10 protein-coding genes are annotated in these 17,838 nt (G+C 58.4%); 3 read left to right on the top strand and 7 right to left on the bottom strand.

Annotated elements, in window-relative coordinates; genetic code table 11:
* Positions 1-121 precede the first annotated feature (121 nt).
* Positions 122-2,527 carry a dockerin type I domain-containing protein gene (locus HFP54_RS16055; protein ID WP_168565884.1) on the top strand — a complete coding sequence of 802 codons (2,406 nt, stop codon included), beginning with the start codon at positions 122-124 and terminating at the stop codon, positions 2,525-2,527.
* 109 nt (positions 2,528-2,636) lie between these two features.
* Here HFP54_RS16055 and HFP54_RS16050 read toward each other — a convergent pair whose 3' ends face one another.
* Both HFP54_RS16050 and HFP54_RS16045 read right to left on the bottom strand, forming a co-directional pair.
* Complete coding sequence (locus HFP54_RS16050) at positions 2,637-3,170, bottom strand: hypothetical protein (protein WP_168565883.1); 534 nt, start codon at positions 3,168-3,170, stop codon at positions 2,637-2,639.
* 254 nt (positions 3,171-3,424) lie between these two features.
* The gene (locus HFP54_RS16045; protein ID WP_146413346.1) at positions 3,425-4,489 is read right to left on the bottom strand and encodes an acyl-CoA desaturase; all 1,065 of its coding nucleotides are present in this window, start codon (positions 4,487-4,489) and stop codon (positions 3,425-3,427) included.
* A gap of 465 nt (positions 4,490-4,954) precedes the next feature.
* Between HFP54_RS16045 and smc the strand changes: the two genes are divergently transcribed.
* Complete coding sequence (smc, locus tag HFP54_RS16040; RefSeq protein WP_168565882.1) at positions 4,955-8,578, top strand: chromosome segregation protein SMC; 3,624 nt, start codon at positions 4,955-4,957, stop codon at positions 8,576-8,578.
* A 126-nt stretch (positions 8,579-8,704) separates the two neighbouring features.
* Here the strand turns inward: smc and HFP54_RS16035 are convergent, their stop codons facing one another.
* From HFP54_RS16035 to HFP54_RS16020, 4 genes are all read right to left on the bottom strand, one after another.
* Positions 8,705-9,667 (bottom strand): hypothetical protein, encoded by a 963-nt coding sequence (locus tag HFP54_RS16035; RefSeq protein WP_168565881.1) that lies wholly within the window; start codon positions 9,665-9,667, stop codon positions 8,705-8,707.
* Positions 9,668-9,999: 332 nt separating this feature from the next.
* A complete protein-coding gene (locus HFP54_RS16030) occupies positions 10,000-10,401 on the bottom strand; it encodes an ester cyclase (RefSeq protein ID WP_168565880.1) in 402 nt (133 codons plus the stop codon).
* A 105-nt stretch (positions 10,402-10,506) separates the two neighbouring features.
* The gene (locus HFP54_RS16025) at positions 10,507-11,964 is read right to left on the bottom strand and encodes a DUF1501 domain-containing protein (RefSeq protein ID WP_235951883.1); all 1,458 of its coding nucleotides are present in this window, start codon (positions 11,962-11,964) and stop codon (positions 10,507-10,509) included.
* Positions 11,961-15,254 carry a DUF1553 domain-containing protein gene (locus HFP54_RS16020; protein WP_168565878.1) on the bottom strand — a complete coding sequence of 1,098 codons (3,294 nt, stop codon included), beginning with the start codon at positions 15,252-15,254 and terminating at the stop codon, positions 11,961-11,963. The genes HFP54_RS16025 and HFP54_RS16020 overlap by 4 nt, the downstream gene beginning before the upstream one ends.
* Before the next feature lie 180 nt (positions 15,255-15,434).
* Between HFP54_RS16020 and HFP54_RS16015 the strand changes: the two genes are divergently transcribed.
* Positions 15,435-16,208, top strand: coding sequence for an AraC family transcriptional regulator (locus HFP54_RS16015; RefSeq protein WP_146413340.1), 774 nt, complete (start codon positions 15,435-15,437; stop codon positions 16,206-16,208).
* 12 nt (positions 16,209-16,220) lie between these two features.
* On the opposite strand, the gene HFP54_RS16010 is transcribed toward HFP54_RS16015, so the two are convergent.
* Positions 16,221-17,747, bottom strand: a complete 1,527-nt coding sequence (locus tag HFP54_RS16010) for a DoxX family protein (RefSeq protein WP_168565877.1) — start codon at positions 17,745-17,747, stop codon at positions 16,221-16,223.
* Positions 17,748-17,838 lie beyond the last annotated feature (91 nt).

Below are 17,838 nucleotides of genomic sequence, written 5' to 3'. Positions count from 1 at the left end.
CGTCGGCATCGGTAATCTTCTGGCCCGCAAGTTGCTACCAAACCTGCGTCGATGGTTCGTTGCCACACCGACGGCCGATTCGCCCCTATTCCTTCTTTTCGCATGTTGGAAGCTCGATCTGATGACATGGACCCGTCGCCATCGCAGAAAACGCAGCACAAAACGACGGCCGCTGAGCGTCCAGCCGCTGGAGATGCGGCGTCTGATGGTGGCCGAGGGCAGCCCGTTTGCGTTCACCAAGTCGGTGGATACCGCGGGACTGTCCGGTTCGATTTCCGCGCAGATCGATTGGGGCGACGGCACCACATCGACCGCTGCCGTGTCCGGGGGTACGTCGACCGGCCCGCTGAAGATCCGCTTCGATTATCGCTACGACACCGGTGGGTTCTTCACATCTTCACGGCGAAGCCTGCTGCAAACGGCCGCCGACGCACTGGTCAAACGACTGACCGACGATCTGACCGCGATCCGACCATCGGGCACCAACAAATGGACTGCCAAATTCACACACCCCGGTAACGGATCCAACGCGACGCTGAACAACCTGAGCGTCAACGCCAACGAGATCTTGATCTTCGTCGGCGCCCGTGACCTTCCCGGTGCATCGATCGGTTTGGGAGCGTCCGGCGGCTGGAGTGCGTCGGGATCTCAAGCTTGGCTGAACACGGTCCGCGGCCGAGGTGAATCGGGTGCACTGAATACGTCGGCGCCGACCGACTTTGGCCCCTGGGGCGGATCGGTTTCGTTCGACAACCGAGCATCGTGGTACTTCGGCGCCGACCCGGACGGTTTGAAATCGACCCAGAACGATTTTCTAAGCGTGGCCACTCATGAATTGGCGCACGTTTTGGGATTCGGAACCGCATCCAGTTTCCAACGATTGCTCGGTGGCGTCGGTTTCGGCGGTGCGAAAGCCAAAGCCGTTTATGGCCAAGGTGGCAACGTCCCCATGGCCGACGCGGGACATTTTCGTGGCGATTTGGTCAGCGACGGACAGCAACCGTTGATGAGCAACACCATCGTCATGGGCACACGGAAACTGATGACTCCCCTGGACTTTGCGGCCATGGACGACATGGGCTGGGGCGTGCACAGCACCAAAGGCACCATTTCGGCCAGTCATGACTATGGCGATGACGGGTCGTACCCGGTCAGCATCGTGATGCAGGGCAGTGGTGCGGGCGAAAAGATGTACGAACGGTCCGCGACGGTCACCAACGTCGCCCCCGATTTGACCGTCGTCGGTAACCAAACGATTCTGGTCGACAAGTCGCTGTCGCTGACGGACCTGGGCAAGATCAGCGATCCTGGTTTCCGAAACACCAAGGCATCGCCGGCGACCAACGAAACATTCACTTACACCGTCGATTGGGGCGACAACACGACGCCGACGACGGGCACGGCGACGATCGATCAATACGGCAACGCCAACCGAGTAACGTTGGCCAGCTTCAACGGCAGCCACGTTTACAAATCGACGGGGAACTACACCGTGACGGTCACCGTTACCGACGATGACGGAGGCAACGACAGCGCGTCGTTCCGCGTCAGCGTCACCGCACCGCCACAGTTGATTCTGGCGCTGGACCAAACGACGATCGCCGAAAACGCGGGAACGGGGGCGACGCAATTGCGAGTCAGTCGTCCGGCATCGGCAACCGGGTCGGCTGTCACTGTGTCGCTACAATCCGATGCATCGGAGATTTCCATCCCCGCTCAGGTCACCATCGTTGCCGGTGAGACCACGACCGTGGTACCGATCGATGCGGTCGACGACCAATTGTTGGATGGAACGCAGATGGCCCCGATTCGAGCCACCGCCGCCGATTACTTGGCCGCATCGATCGATTTGGCGGTGACCGATGCCGAAGCGATTGATGCCGCGTTTTCGTCGGGCTCCGTGATCGAAGGCGGCAACCCCGTTCGGCTGACCGTCACACGCAGCAACACGGATACCCAACAACCGCTGACGGTCAACGTTGGCGGAACCAACCGACGGCTTTCATTGCCAGGGCAGGTCACGATCCCTGCCGGTCAGGCATCAACGACGATCGACGTCACCGCGGTCGACGACGACCAGGCGCAACTGACCGCTTCGTACAACATGACCTTTACGGCCACAGGCTATACGTCAGATTCGGCCGGCTTATCGGTTCTGGACGACGAGCCGCCCAAATTCCAGAACCAGCAATCGCCGACCGACGTGGATGACCAGCAGGGCACAACCGCGCTGGACGCATTGTTGGTGATCAACGAACTTTCACGCCGTGGCGAAGACGAAACACTGGACCCACAAACCGATGCATTCAGTGGTCGATATTACGATGTCAACGGTGACTACTTGTTGACTTCGTTCGATGCACTTTTGGTCATCAACGAATTGAATCGGTCGGCCGTCTCCGGCGAATCGAACCCTGGACCTATCGTCACGTCAGTGGCAGGCCCGGCCGATTTTCCGAATGAAGATGAGTCGTCCATTTTCGGCAACGATTCCGCGGCGGATGCTGCGATCGCGGAACTGTTCTAAGTCGCTTGGCATTCCCATCGAATCCATCATTCCCGTCGAATCAACAAAGACGAGTGAATCCAGGGTTCGGGCTAGATTCACTTGGCCGGCAGAGTTCAGCGAGACGCGATCAAACCGATTCGGTCACCCCGACTTCGCCGCGGTCCGCGGGCAAGGCCACATGGCTGGATAACGGACGAACACCCGCCGTTTCGGAATGGGATTCGGAATCTGCCTGGTCGTCTCCGTGCGGCTGGATCGCATCGGTCAGCGATACATCGGCCAATCGCGAAACGCCGCCACCGTTTCCACCGGCCCGTCGTCGCAACATCATCAGGCTGATGAATACCAAGGCCAAGCAGGAAGCACCCATCGCACCGGCCAAGCGAACGGCAATCACGCCGCCGGGATGATCGGCCGCGTGGCCGAACCAACGCAGCGACAAACCACTGCTGAACAGCAAACCGACGGTCGCCAGGCACAATAAGAACCAGCCCATGCGTCGTCGGCGGTGTGGATTCAGCGACACGACGCCGACGAACAAGACCGGGATTCCGACAATCATCGGAATGAATTCAGCGGGATACTTCGCCGAATTGACGAACAACGCGAACACCGTTTGGATGCACAGCAGCACACCCAAAAAGATCGTCAGTTGTGCCATTGATTCCTACCGCCAAGTGAAAATCGTGGTCACAGGCCAATCGTCGCTTCGAACGCGTGCAACACCTTCGCCTGGACCGACGCTACCGCGGCCGACGTCGTATCGGCCGCCTCCCTAGTCTAGCCGCCCGAGACGCCGCGTCACCACCGCAACCGGCCGATCCGTCGCGGCGCCAATTGCAGCGAAACCAACGCCGCAAGCAGGTGCTCAATGACGCTTAGGCCGGCACAAACAGCCACCCCCAAAAGGTGGCATCACGCGGCTTTGTCAGCTTGGGCCGCCGCTCGGGCACGTTTTTCGGCCGCGTTCTTGTAATCGACCACGTCCCAGACCAGCCCCATCTTCTTCAACAACACGATCATCATCCACGTCATGTCGAATTCCCACCACTTGTGCCCGTGCTTGGCCATGCGTGGGTAGGCATGGTGATTGTTGTGCCAGCCTTCGCCGTAGGCAAAGATCGCCACGATCCAGTTGTTGCGGCTGTCATCGGAGGTTTCATAGTTCTTGTAACCCCAGATGTGCGACGCACTGTTGACCAACCAGGTCGCGTGCAGGACCAAGACCAGCCGCAGACAGAATCCCCAGATGAACAGTGACGTGGCCAGCGAAAGGCCGCCAAAGGCGTACCCAATGCCGAACAATCCGGCCCCCAGGGCCAAGTTCATCGGCAAGAACATCTTGTCCAAAATCCGCATGCCGCGGTCTCGCATCAGATCGGGGACCCAGTGGTTCAAATAGTCTTTGCGGTCGCCGTCATGGGTGTGATAGGCCAACCAGAACACGTGGCTCCACCATCCGCCGTCGTGCGGCGAGTGCGGATCGCCCTCTTGGTCGCTGTGGGCGTGGTGTTTGCGGTGATCGGCCACCCAGTCCAGCGGGCTTCCTTCGCCGGCCAGCGATCCGATGCCGCCGAAGAGGTACCGCACCCAGTTGTGCGTTTTCATGCCGGTGTGCGTCAGCAGCCGGTGATAACCCAGGCAGATCCCCAGGCTACCGGTCAGCCAGTGCAGGCCGATCAGGGTGAACAGCCCCGCCCAAGTGAACGTCATCGGTGCGAACAGGCATCCGATGTGGGCCAGCCCCAGCCAACCCAGGGCATACAGACTCAAGTTGTCACGGCGGCGTCGTTCTTGGGCGGTCGGCTTGCCATGATCCGGCTTCGCCATTCCGGTCGCGTCGGTTTCCATCTGTGGGATCGCCACTTCGCCGGTTTCGGCATCCCCGTGGTTGGGATGCTGGTCAAGGCTGGGCGATTTCGGCGAATCGGCCTTCTTCGGATCCGATTCTCGGGTGGGCGAATCAATGACGGTCGACATGCAGTCTGTATCCTGGAAAAAGTCCGTGGTGAACCAGCGGCCGGGTGTTCAAGATGCGCTGTCTCGATCCACGCCGACCGCCGCTTGTGGAGAATCTTAGCGATCGATTGAAACAGCCCTGTCACAGACCCGACGCTGCGTGTAACGGCCGTGTAAAATCTGTTCAGGTGTCCGGGCCAATCCATCAACTTTGCCTGTCCCGACCGCCCATGACAGCGTTCCGAACCGGGCCCCACAGAGGGGGCATCTGGATTTGCCGGCCCGTCCGAACCTGGATCGGACGCATCCCCGGTGGACCGTAGGGGTTGTAGCGATGATGCGGTTCGATCCGATGGCCAAATCACCGCCTGTGCGGGTACGGCGGACCAGTCGCCCTAGGCCCGATCGCACGTTTGATCTAACCTAAACCGGTCCGCATCATCCCCGTTTTTCCGCCTTTTTCCGAAGCCGTCGACAGATCCTGGCATGCTGAAAGCGCTCGAACTGTCCGGATTCAAGAGCTTCGCCGATCGCACTCGGTTCGACTTTCCCGATGGCATCACCGTCGTCGTCGGCCCCAACGGTTCGGGCAAATCGAACATCGTCGACGCGATGAAGTGGGTCTTGGGCAGCCAGAGTCCGAAGAGTCTGCGCGGCAAAGAAATGGCCGACGTGATCTTCAAGGGCTCGCAAACTCGCGGGCCCTCGGGCGCTGCCGAAGCGACGATCATCTTCGATAATTCCTCGGGGAATCTGCCGGTCGACGCCCCGGAGGTCCACGTCACCCGGCGCGTGTATCGCAGCGGCGAAGGCGAATACCTGATCAACAAACAGGCGGTTCGCCTGAAAGATGTCCGCGATCTGATCCGCGGGACCGGCATCGGTATCGACGCGTACAGCCTGATCGAACAGGGCAAAGTCGACCGGATGCTTCAGGCCAACGCCAAAGAACGCCGCGCGATTTTCGAAGAAGCGGCAGGCATCAGTCGTTTCAAAGCCAAGAAGGCGGAGGCCGAACGTCGCCTGGGCCGCATCCAACAAAACCTGACCCGTCTGGGCGACATCGTCGACGAAGTGGCGTCGCGATTGAAAAGCTTGAAAGGTCAAGCGTCGCGAGCGGAAAAGTATCGCCAGGCGACCGAACGACTGCGTGAACTTCGCACCCAGGTTGCGTGGACCGACTGGCAGGAACTGACCCAGCAATTTGAGACGGCCGAGATCGAACTGGCCGAAGCGATCAAGCAACAAGAACAGCTGGAGATTCAACAACAGGAACTGCAACAACAACGCCAAGCCGCCGAACTGGAATTGCAATCGATCGCCGATGTGGCTCGCCAAGCGGAAGAACAACGTGGTGCATGGCTGGGACAAATCGCTGAATTGGATGGCCGATCCGCCGCCGATCGATCCACCGTCGAAGACCTGCGAAAGGCTCAAGCTTCATCGCTCCGGCGCATCCGTTTGTTACAGTCCCAAGCCGGATCAGCCGCCGCACAATTACGCTCCGCCGGCCAACGCTTGGCCGAGTACCAGGCGGACCTTGACCGCGCCACGCAAAGGCATCAAGAAGCGGAAAAGCAGCGTGACGAAATCGGCGCCGAAGTCGCCGACGTCCAAACCAAACGGACCGAGAACCAACGTGAACACCTGGTCCAGGTTCGCCGCGTCGCCGATTTGGAAGCCGACCGACAACGACTGACACAGAAAAGTACCGAACAAGAACGTGCACTGCAGTCGCTGAAACAGCGTCTGGGCGAATCGCGTGAAGCCGTCGAAATGGCACGCCAGGATGCCAAGGCCAAAGCGGAACATGTCGCGCAGTTGGACCAGTCGATTGCCGAAAGTGCCAAGCAGATCGAATTGGCCGACGCGAAGCTGCAAGACAACCGCCGCAACGCGCGTCGCCGACGTGATGAGGTTGCCGCACTGCGCGGGCGTTTGGAAGGCGTTTGCCAGCGGTTGGACGTGTTGCAAGATCTGCAGAAACGACAGGAAGGCGTTTCCGGCGGCGTCCGCGCAATTTTGGATCGGCTGCGAGAACTGTCGACGCAGAAGAACGATGCCGCACGCCACAAGTGGGCCGGCACGGTTCGCGGGATGGTCGCCGATTGTTTTCGCGTCGACGTCAATGTCGCGCCGCTGATCGACGCCGCCTTGGGCCAGCGTAGCCAGTACTTGGTCGTTACCGGCGATCTGACCCAACAGGCGATTTTGAACAAAGAGGTCGAGGTCAACAGTCGAGTCGGACTGATCCGGATCGATGAATTGCCCACCCGACGACCGGGCGATCGCATCCGCTTGGATGGCATCAAGGGCGTCGTGGGCCGCGCCGATCGCATGCTGCAGTGCGACGAAGAAGACGAACCACTGGCACGACACCTGTTAAGCAATACGTGGATCGTCGACAGCCTGGCGACAGCATTCAACCTGCGAAAGCTAAGCGGTGCGGGGCTACGTTTTGTCGCCACCACGGGTGAACTGTTGGAATCCGACGGCACCATCGTTGTCGGGCCCGGCGGTACCGACACGGGTCTGGTCAGCCGCCGAAGCGAATTGGACGCGGCCGCACGTGAACGTGACCACTATCAATTTCAATTGAACGAGGCGGTCGCCGAAGCGGATCGCTTGGACAAAGTCGTCGACGAGTTGGCGGCCGAACTGGGCCGATTGGAACAAGCCCATCGTGGCGACGTGACCGCTCGGGCCGCCGCCAAAGCCGAATCGCGTCACGCCGAAGAAAACCTGAACCACCAACAACGCGAACTCCGACAGACCGAACAACTGCACGAAGACACCGCAGGCGAACTGACGGGAGTCCAAGACGAATTACAACGCATTGCATCGGAGATCGAACAGGGACGCCAGAGTATCGAGACCCTGGAACTGCAGGGTGCCGATCTGGACGAGGCCCTTTGCGGTGCCGAAACCGCATTCCAAGACGCGACCAAACACGTGATGGCCGTCTCGGTCGACGTTGCAAGGGCCGAACAGAAACACGAAGCCCTGCAAGCGACGATCCAACAACAACACCGCGACCAAAATCAACGCGAAGCGGCGGTTCAAGAAGTTCGCGACCAGGCAAACGCCACACAAAAGCGAATCGACGAAGCCAACGCGCGATTGTTGGACGCCGACAGCCGCCTGGCGATGCTGCATTGGCAGTCACAGGAAAAGCAAGCGGAAATCCGTCAATTGGCGCAAGCGGCTGACGAAGTTCGCACGACCACGAAAGCCGCACAAAAGGCAAGCGACGCGGCGATCAAGGAAGCTGCCCAGGCGGGCGGTCGCGTCCATTCCATCCAATCCGCGCGGGACAACGCTCGGCTGCGTCGCGACACGCTGGCCGATCGCTTGTTGGAGGATTACGAGATCGATCTGCGCGGCACCGAACCGCCCAAAGACTTGCAACCGCCGGAAGACCGCGAAGCGGTGGATCGCGAAATTAGCCAATTGCGAAACCAGCTTCAAAAAACCGGTTCGGTCAACTTAGAAGCGTTGGAAGAACTGGAAGAACTGCAAACCCGATACGACGAACTGCACGATCAGTACCAAGACCTGACCGCGGCCAAGGATTCACTGCAGCGGATCATCGGACGGATCAATGCCGACAGCCGCCGTTTGTTCATGGACACGCTGGAAGCGATCCGCCAGAACTTTCGCAAGCTGTATCGCAAGTCATTCGGCGGTGGTAACGCCGATCTGATTTTGGAAGAAGACGAGGATCCGTTGGAAGCCGGCGTGGAGATCGTCGCGACGCCGCCTGGCAAACCCAGCTTCAGCAATTCGCTGCTGTCCGGGGGCGAAAAAGCCCTGACCGCCGTCGCACTGTTGATGGCGATCTTCCAGTACCGCCCCAGCCCGTTTTGCGTGTTGGACGAAGTCGACGCGCCGTTTGATGAAGCAAACATCGGACGCTTCGTCACCGTGCTGAACGAGTTCTTGGATCAAACCAAGTTTGTCGTCGTCACGCACAGCAAGAAAACGATGACCGCCGCGACGACCCTGTACGGTGTCACGATGCAAGAATCCGGCGTCAGCAAGCAGGTGTCGATCCGCTTCGAAGACGTCAATGAGAAGGGCGAAATCGAAAGCGAAGGCGAAGCCGCTTAGCGGTTCAACCGCAATCGGCACGAACGCTGATCGTCACCGCTCAATGGTTCCGCGGAAGAAATCACGACGATCAACGGAAAGCTTTGGAGATGATTCTGCCTGACCGCACGGAGTGCATTCAATCGGTCAGGCGATCGACTTGCGTTTGTTGCTTTTGCGACGATAGTTCCGCACCACGCCCACGCCTGCGATCACGCCACAGGCCAACAGGGTTCCGGGCTCGGGAACGGCGGTGACGGAAATCGTGCTGATCGACAACGCTTGCCCCTGATACTCGGTCTGTCCGACGTAGTCATTGATCTCATTGACGTAGCCGCCCAAATACGTGACGTAGTTCAGGTACACCCCTGATGTATCGGTCGGGCTGACCCCGGTTTGAATTCCGCTGTTCAATCCGGCAAGCACCAATTGACCGCCCGCCCACGTCAAAGTGGTGCTTCCCGAATCGCCGCCTTGCAGACCAATCTCATCACTTGATGTGCCGCGTTCGAAAGCGAATTCAATCGAATTAGTGATTTGCCCCGTGTTCAGTTCGACGTTGGATGCAACCACGCTGACATCGTTCACCCCGGCGACTTGCATGCTGGTCCCTTCGACGTTGCGTTTACCAAACACGTACAGATTTCGGTCCATCCAATCGGGGGCGAAAGGTGCCGTCGCGATGCTGAGCGGTTTGACGCCGTGCGCCGTGGGGATCGGGTACGCTAAGGTGTAGATGCGAATGTCGGTATTGTTCCCGCCTCGTGCGATCGTGGTGAAACCGTTGCTGGCGTATTGCCGAACGATCCCGTCGCTGCCACGAAACTGGGCAACGCCCGTCGCGGCATGATCCGCCGTCACGTAGTGCTGGGGCGTGATCAGGGCCACGCTGTTGATCCCCACACCGCTGATCTGGTTGTGATCAATCAAGAATCCGCTGTTGACCGGCAACTCCGATCCGACGCTGATCGCACCGGTGGCGAACCGCACATGTCGGTCGGGATCAAAGGAATCGAAAACGGCAGCCTCGGTGACTGAACCCGCGAGGGAAACCAACAAGGCCACGCACGCAAGCGATGGCGTGCGGCGAAAGATGAGGGAGAGAAACACAGATGAGGGATCCGGATGAGAAAATCGAAAAAGTCGTCCAGCGTCTGCGATGGCCGGGTGGCCCAAAAAAATCGATGCCGTGGCGTGGGCTCCAAGTGAGACCACATGCGCAGACAATTGGCAAAGCCTCGGCAGTCTAGTCAAAATACGCCGGAATATTCGTCACACTCATCAAAAAACAGCGCCCTCATCGTTGGGAATTCACACCCACCCGGGATTGAAACGGCGTGATCACGCCCCTTACCCCCTCGGGAAGCGAAAGAGAATACACCACAGGCTGGGTTGGAAATCGATGCCAGGTCCGCGGCGACGCGGCCGCATGCCCCACGTTCTCAGGCCAGCCCCACCGAGCGCTGAAATTCGACCGGGTTCCAATAGTCGACGATCCGATGAATCGTCGGCCCGGACATCTGGATGATTGACGCGGCACGGACCTCAAATCGTTTGCCCGTCGCCGGAAATCCTGGCAAGTCGCCGCGGTGCGTCCCGCTCATCAACCATGACGCAGCCGCCTTGTCACCATCGACCATGACCTCCGTCGGATGGACTTCGAAGTCCGGTGCACCGGCGTAGGTCAGTTCGATGAAGGACCGGATCTGATCAAGTCCGTCGAACTTGGCGGCGAAGGCCAGGTCCTCGAACGATGACTGATCATCAAAGAACTGCAGGACCGCATCCACGTCTTGCCACGACCAAGCGGCATAGTAGTCACGAAGTCGTTGCGGCGTCGTCATGCGAACATCTCCTGGGCGACCTAGCGAACGTTCCGATGCGATGGTGAGTCCTTCTGAAGAAAGACCAACGCCCATCGATCGTGCACATAAGGCGATCCGCGAATGCTAGGCAATCAACGGGTCAACCACGTGTCCGTGCACATCGGTCAAACGAAAATCACGGCCCTGGTATCGGAACGTCAGCCGTTCGTGATCGATTCCAAGCAAACGAAGCACGGTGGCATGGAAGTCGTGAATGTGCACACCGTCCTTCACGATGTTATAGCTGAATTCGTCGGTTTCGCCGTGGGTGTAACCGCCACGGGCGCCGCCACCGGCCATCCACAAACTGAAGCATCGCGGATGGTGATCCCGGCCATAGTTCTTTGGTCCGATCTTGCCCTGGCAGTAACTGGTCCGTCCAAATTCACCACCCCAGATGACCAGCGTGTCCTTCAACATGTCACGTTGTTTCAGATCCTGGATCAACGCGGCGGTCGCCTGATCCGTGATCCGACACTGATTGCGGATGCCGCCCGGCAACCCGCCATGGTGATCCCATCCGGGTTGATACAGCTGAATAAAGCGGACGCCTTGTTCGGCCAAACGTCGGGCTCGCAAACAATTCGACGCGTACGTTCCCGGCGTCGTAACGTCGTCGCCGTACATTTTCAGCGTCGCTTCGGTCTCCCCCGATATGTCCGTCACCTCGGGTATCGACGACTGCATACGAAACGCCATTTCATATTGGGCGATCCGCGTTTCCAAGGCAGGATCCGACGTGGCGTTCAATTGCAACTGATGCAGTTCTTGCAGACGTTCCAGTGCCAATCGTCGGCCCTTTCGATCCACGCCGGCGGGGTTCTTCAGATACAGAACGGCGTTTTCATCCGGTCGCAAACGCACGCCGTCATACTTGCCTGGCAGAAAACCGCTGCCCCACAACCGCGAAACCAGGGGCTGCCCGCCACGCTTGGTCGAGACCATCACGACGAATCCGGGAAGATCTTGACTTTCACTGCCCAGCCCGTACCACAACCACGATCCCATACTCGGTCGGCCCGGAAACTGGCTACCGGTTTGCATCATGGTCACGCCCGGTCCGTGATTGATCGCTTCGGTATTCATGGACCGAATGATGCACATGTCATCGGCCACCTTCGACGTGTGCGGCAACAGTTCGCTCAACCAAGTTCCGCTTTGACCATGCTGCGTGAACTTGAACGGCGAACCGACCAGCGGCAAACTGGCCTGGTGCGCACTCATGCCCGTCAAACGCTGGCCCATGCGGACCGACGCCGGCATTTCGGTACCGTGCAACTCGTTCAACATCGGCTTGGGATCAAACAATTCCATCTGGGACGGCGCCCCCGATTGGAACAAAAAGATCACCCGCTTGGCCTTGGGTTCGAAATGCGGCGTGATCGCACCGCCGGCAGAAGCCCCAGGCGAAACGGTGGCTCCATCGGCATTTAACAAGTCCGCCAATGCGATCGAACCAAGGCCGTAACCGAATCGCGATAGAAACGTCCGACGTGTCGTCAGCCCCGTATCATGTCCGGTGCAAAGAGTTGACGGATTCATTGATGCCTCACACATTCATCTAGGTTCATGACCGCGTTGACCATGACGGCCACCGCCGCCCATCGTGCGGTGTCCTGTGGCGGCGTGTCCACGTGCGACGCCGACTGTACAAACTGTTTCGCCAGATCGGTTTCGGATCGATAGATTTCGGTCTGTTCGTCGACCATCTGACTTAAGATTTCCTGTTCCCGCTGGTTCGGTTCACGTCCGGTCAACGAACGAAACGCCACGCGGATGATCGTGTCAGTATCACCGTCAAATTCCGCCAACCAATTCGCCGCAGCGACCAGACTGGCTTCGGTGAACTGTGGACCATTCATCAACACAAGGGCTTGCAGCGGAGAAGCAGTGACCTCACGCCGCACCCGACAGACTTCTCGCTTGCTGGCGTTCATCGTCATCATCACCGGCGATGGCGATGTGCGTTTCCAGAATGTGTACAGACTGCGTCGATACAGCTTTGCACCCTCGTCGACCGGCAACGGCGTGTATGCCAACGCCACGTCGTACGGCTTGACCGGCGGACCACCGACGTCACGCACCAGCAATCCGCTGACCGCCAACGCGTTGTCGCGGATCATTTCCGCCGACAATCGTTGATCCGGCCCGCGAGCGAGCCAGCGATTCTCCGGATCCGCTTGACGCCTTTCCGGATCGACCACGGACGTTTGACGATACGTCGATGACAGAACCATCATTCGCAACAGACGGCGAAGGTCCCAACCGTGGTCGACCAGGTCGCGTGCCAGCCAGTCCAGCAATTCCGGATGCGTCGGCGGTTCACCCTGATTCCCAAAGTCTTCCGGCGTGCGGACCAATCCATTGCCGAACAACAGTTGCCAATACCGATTGACCACCACACGAGCGGTCAAAGGATGATCCGGGTCGGTCAACCAACGGGCCAGCCCCAAACGATTGCGAGGTTCCGAATCTGGAAACGGCGGCAAGAATTCAGGTGTGTCGGCGCTGACCTGATCGCCACGCTGGTCATACACTCCGCGGTTCAAGATATACGCGGGTCGCGGTTCGCTTTGTTCCCGCATGATCGTGATTGCTTCGGTCGCGTCCATCGCCGCGCCGTATTCCTCTCGCGCCGCGGTCAACTCGTCCATCGCGGACCGGCACGACGGATCAATCGCAGAAACGAAATACTGCAGCATCTGCTGACGATCATCGGCCGACCACTGGTCGGGGGACGTCGCCAATCGATCCGACAATGACCGCCCGTCGAAACACTGGCGGACTTCGATCGGTGACAGACAGCGCTGGAACAACGCAAAATCGTCAACCATGCCGTCTTTGAAACCACGATCGCGATAACGTGAACCGATCGCAAAATCGTTGTACCCCTGACGCCACTGGGTGATGTTGCGAGTCAGATGGTCTTGAACGACCTTCGTGTCGGCGGGTGATCCGTCGATGAAGATCTTCAGCCCCGACGCCTTGGAGGATCCGTCGTAAGTGACCGCGACGTGGTACCAGCGGTCGGCGGCAATCGGTTCGGTCGTCTCCACACAAATGGCATCGCCGGGCCAAAAGTGAACCAGTTTGGCACTCAGCTTGTCACCCAACTTGGTCAATTCGTATCCGATCGATCCCGCATCGTCCCAACCGCGAGATCGACGATAAATGACCGCACGCTGGTCCGTTTCGGAAGATCGGATCCACAACGAAACCGAAAACGGTTGATGGCGTTCGTAATGGCCCATTCCAGGCAAAACCACAGCATCATCACCGGTCAAACGAATGGCTTTGCCGCGGCGTCCGTCGACCAGTTGATTCGCATCCGGCGTCACGGCACGGTGATCGGCGTCCACCTCGTTGGGCATCGCCCGCATCGAGTCCGCTGAAACCTTTTTCCCCGTCTCGTTGACTGATTCCTCTTCGGTGGCCGGCACCCATTGGTCGAATGACAACGCCGCTACTTTGTCCGGGATCGATTGGGTCTGGGATTCGTCGCCGTCGATCTGATCCAACCACTGTTCGAATCGCACGTGAGCCGCTTTGATGGCTGCGTCGTATCGATTCTGGGCTGCTGCAACGTCTTTGCCCGCCTGTTCCAAACGTTGACGCTGTTCGTCGGTCGGAAGCGGCATCGCCGGGGTCGGGACTGCATCCGTGAAATACGAGATCAATCCGCGTTCGTCCACATTGGCAAAAAAGGACGACAGAGAATAGTAATCCTTCATCGTGATCGGGTCATACTTGTGGTCGTGACACCGTGAACATTCCAGCGTCAAACCCAAGAACGCTGCCGCGAAGGTTTGTGTCCGGTCGGCGACATTTTCAATCCGAAATTCCTCCAACGCTACGCCGCCTTCCTTCTTGTGCGAGTGCAGACGGTTGAACGTCGTCGCCAAGACCTGCTCTTCTGTCGCATCGGGGATCAAATCGCCGCCGACCTGCCACGTGATGAACTGGTCATAGGGCATGTTTTGTCGGAAGGCGTCGATGACCCAATCACGGTACGGCCAAACGTAGCGTGCATCATCACGCTGGTATCCGAACGAATCGGAATACCGAGCGACGTCCAGCCATTCGCTGGTCAAACGTTCGGCACATGCGTCGGAGGTCAACAACCGATCGACGACCGTTTCGAATGCGGTCTGCGAATCATCGGCGATGAAAGCGTCTATCTGATCCAGTGTCGGCGGCAACCCCGTCAAATCAAACGTCACGCGACGCAACCACTTTTCCTTGCTCGCCGGATCGGCTGGCGCAACATTCTGTTGATGCATCGCAGCCATCACGAATCGGTCAATCGGGTTGGTCACCCAAGGATCGTCGATCGGCGGGACTGCAACACTCTTGGGCAGCGTTTCGAAAGACCAATGACGTTCGTAGGGCGCGCCCTGCAAGATCCACTGATCCAGAATCTGTTTTTCCTTCTTCGACAGCCCGCGAAGCGAATCAGCCGGTGGCATCACCAAGTCTTCGTCGTCGCTGTGAATCCGCAGGTAAAGCTCACTGGCCTCCAGATCTCCAGGAACGATCGCCTGGTATCCGCCCAAATCGGCAACGGCGTTTTCGTGCGTATCCAGTCGCAGATCCGAATCCTGGTTTTCTGCATCCGGTCCATGACACTTGAAACAACGGTCCGACAAAATCGGCCGCACGTCACGATTGAATGAAATGGTCGGCGTCAATTCGCCCGTCGTGCCATCGTCTTTGCCCTCGGATATCGCTGTCGCCGCTGCGTCGGACGCGGACGCCGCGCCGCCATCGCAGACCACGATAATGGCGGCCAGGAAGCAGGCAGGGATCGAAACCGTATTGGTAGGATTTATCATTTAGCCCGAATGAAGCTACTGGGGAAGGTTCGTTTCGCCACCGCTAAAACCGTATTATCGAACAATTACGTCACGGGTCTTGTATTGCCAAACGACACTTTTGGTATGTTTTGACGCCATCCGCCCTCCCGCCTTCCGGTCCGCCGCTCTCCGATTTTTTGTCTCCCGGACACGCCACTATTGACGAAACCACCATCGCCCAACGGCCAATCCATTCGCGAATCCTTTTTCGCTCACCATCCGGACGTGCGTCACGTTTTGCGGTTGTTTGACCATCTGCCGGGGACGTTGTTTTATGCCAAAGACACCCAACACCGTTACGTGGACGCTAATCAACGGAACCTTCGCGACGTGTTCGGCCTGGAACGATTGGACCAGCTGTTGGGCAAAACCGACTTGGATTTTCAACCGGTCGCTTTGGCCGAAGCCTATCACGCCGAAGACCGCCGCGTGTTTTCCAGCGGCCAGATGGTCGCCAACCAGATTTGGTTAGTTCCCCACGTCGCAGGCGCCCCGCGATGGTATGTGTCAACCAAAACGCCGGTGGTCGATTCACAACAGCACGTGATCGGATTGGCCGGAGTGATGTATCCGATCGAAACCCCTGAGGAACAAGCGTCGTTCTTTCGTGAACTGTTGCCTGCGGTCCGACACCTGGATCAGCACTACGCCGAATCGGTGTCGATGTCGGAATTGGCGGCGATGTCCGGACTGTCTTCGACGCAGTTCAACACACGTTTCCGAACACTCTTTCGGATGACGCCCAGCGAGTACCTTTTGTCACGACGCATCCAAGATGCGCAGGATCGGTTGATCGGGTCATCCCAGTCCATTGCCGACGTCGGCCTGGCGGTCGGCTTCTTCGACCAGAGCCATTTCACGAAACGTTTTCGCAAGTACACCGGCATGACGCCCAAAGCATACCGGAAACGTTTTCGCGGCGATCGATCGTAGCGACTCGTCGCATCACGCGATCCAGCGACGGCGACGATTTAACTTGGGATCATCCAAGACAGCCGTCAGAATGTTGGCGTCTTCGATGATCTGATAATCGAACATGCCCACGCAGATGAAGTCGGCACCGTTTTCGAAAGCGTATCGGAACCCTTTCTTTGGATGCACCGCACCGGCAGCCAACGTCTTGAATGCGATCCATGGCTTGTCGATGCTTTCCATGTACTGGATCGTTTCTTCGGGCGTGCGTTCCCAATAGTTGTCAACGGAATAATTGTCGATGATCAATTTGTCCTTCTTCTGCTCCGGCTTCCACGACCAGTAATCGCGGCAGTGCAGCGTCTTCATATAAAAATCGGCCCCGCATCGGTGCTGTTCAGCGCCCTGAACGGTTGCCAATTCATGCCCGGCCAAACCCGCCGGTACCCCACGACTTTTGATGTAGTCGATCGTTTTGGCCATCAAGTCGTACTTTCCGGCTCGGGCCCAGCGGTCGCCCACGTTCCCCATGATCATGGCCGCCGAAGCACCATTGTCGATGGCGAAATCAATGTTGCTGCGATAATCATCGTCTTTGGGATACACCGGCGCGATCCATTTCATCGTCCCGCCGCGTTTCCAGTAATCCTGAAGCAAGGCGACCGGCTCGGGCCGAGCGCTAACCGCAGTGGTGTTGATACCGCATTGTTCACACAACCAGAACGTGTCCAGAACCTTGTTCGACGTAAAGTAGTTCTTCAGAAACTGTGATACATAGATCAGGTCTCGGCTGTGGGCGAATCCGCTGATCAAGTTACCTCCGCAGATGATACGTCCGATTTCGATGTCACCGATCTTGCCGGCAGGGATAGGCCTTTTCAACTGGCTCAAATCCGCCGCCTGTGTCACCTTGACCGTTGGTTCACTGTTGCCATCGACGTGTCGACGCAAATCGTCTTCTTCGTGGCTTTGCCATCCGTGTTGTTTGGCGATCGCAAATGCCATCGTGCCAATCACAGGGATCGAGATTAAGTTTTTGACAATGGTTCGCCGCTGTGGCGAATCGGCGGGCGCATCGTGATTGACACTGGGTGGAACACTGACACCGGCCGCGTATTTCGCTAACGACTGTCGCACCAGTTGCCAAATGGAAAAGGACCATGAACTGGGCGTTGCAGCGATCAGCCCCAACACCATCGCTTCGACCAAGGTTTTATTGATCAACAAATAGTGGCCTTCCGATGCAAACCCGACGTCGGTGGCGGTCCACGGTGGACGGACAGAGTAATACATCAATAACAAGACCATGCCGACGGTCGCTGCCAGACGCTGGGCGAACCCGGTCATCAAGCACAGTCCGATCAAGATCAAAGCGGCGATGTTTAAACCATCGATCCAGGCGACCCAACCGGATGACTGGGCCAAACGCTGCCACGTTTCTGCCATCGGTCCCGATGCCGATTCCAGATAGCCGGCCGATGTCCATCCCGGCGCCAACCATTTGGCAATGCCTTCATAGGTCAAGTGCCAGCCGACCATCAATCCGAGCGCTGTGAACATCCAACGCTGCGCGACAGAACAACGGGGTGGTGCAGCGGCGGGTCGGCTGGGCGCGGATCGGGCCGAGACTGCGCCAGAGTCTGTCTCGTGT

It is taken from the genome of Crateriforma spongiae, assembly GCF_012290005.1.
In the GTDB taxonomy this organism is placed as follows: domain Bacteria; phylum Planctomycetota; class Planctomycetia; order Pirellulales; family Pirellulaceae; genus Crateriforma; species Crateriforma spongiae.
Note: the sequence above shows the minus strand (reverse complement) of the source record. Positions and strands in the feature narration are given on the sequence as shown.

What these genes read in the sequence shown, in the direction of transcription:
- HFP54_RS16055 (WP_168565884.1), top strand. Translation starts at nt 122, where the DNA reads ATGACATGGACCCGTCGCCATCGCAGAAAACGCAGCACAAAACGACGG.
- HFP54_RS16050 (WP_168565883.1), bottom strand. Translation starts at nt 3,170, where the DNA reads ATGGCACAACTGACGATCTTTTTGGGTGTGCTGCTGTGCATCCAAACG.
- HFP54_RS16045 (WP_146413346.1), bottom strand. Translation starts at nt 4,489, where the DNA reads ATGTCGACCGTCATTGATTCGCCCACCCGAGAATCGGATCCGAAGAAG.
- smc (WP_168565882.1), top strand. Translation starts at nt 4,955, where the DNA reads ATGCTGAAAGCGCTCGAACTGTCCGGATTCAAGAGCTTCGCCGATCGC.
- HFP54_RS16030 (WP_168565880.1), bottom strand. Translation starts at nt 10,401, where the DNA reads ATGACGACGCCGCAACGACTTCGTGACTACTATGCCGCTTGGTCGTGG.
- HFP54_RS16025 (WP_235951883.1), bottom strand. Translation starts at nt 11,964, where the DNA reads ATGAATCCGTCAACTCTTTGCACCGGACATGATACGGGGCTGACGACA.
- HFP54_RS16020 (WP_168565878.1), bottom strand. Translation starts at nt 15,254, where the DNA reads ATGATAAATCCTACCAATACGGTTTCGATCCCTGCCTGCTTCCTGGCC.
- HFP54_RS16010 (WP_168565877.1), bottom strand. Translation starts at nt 17,747, where the DNA reads ATGTTCACAGCGCTCGGATTGATGGTCGGCTGGCACTTGACCTATGAA.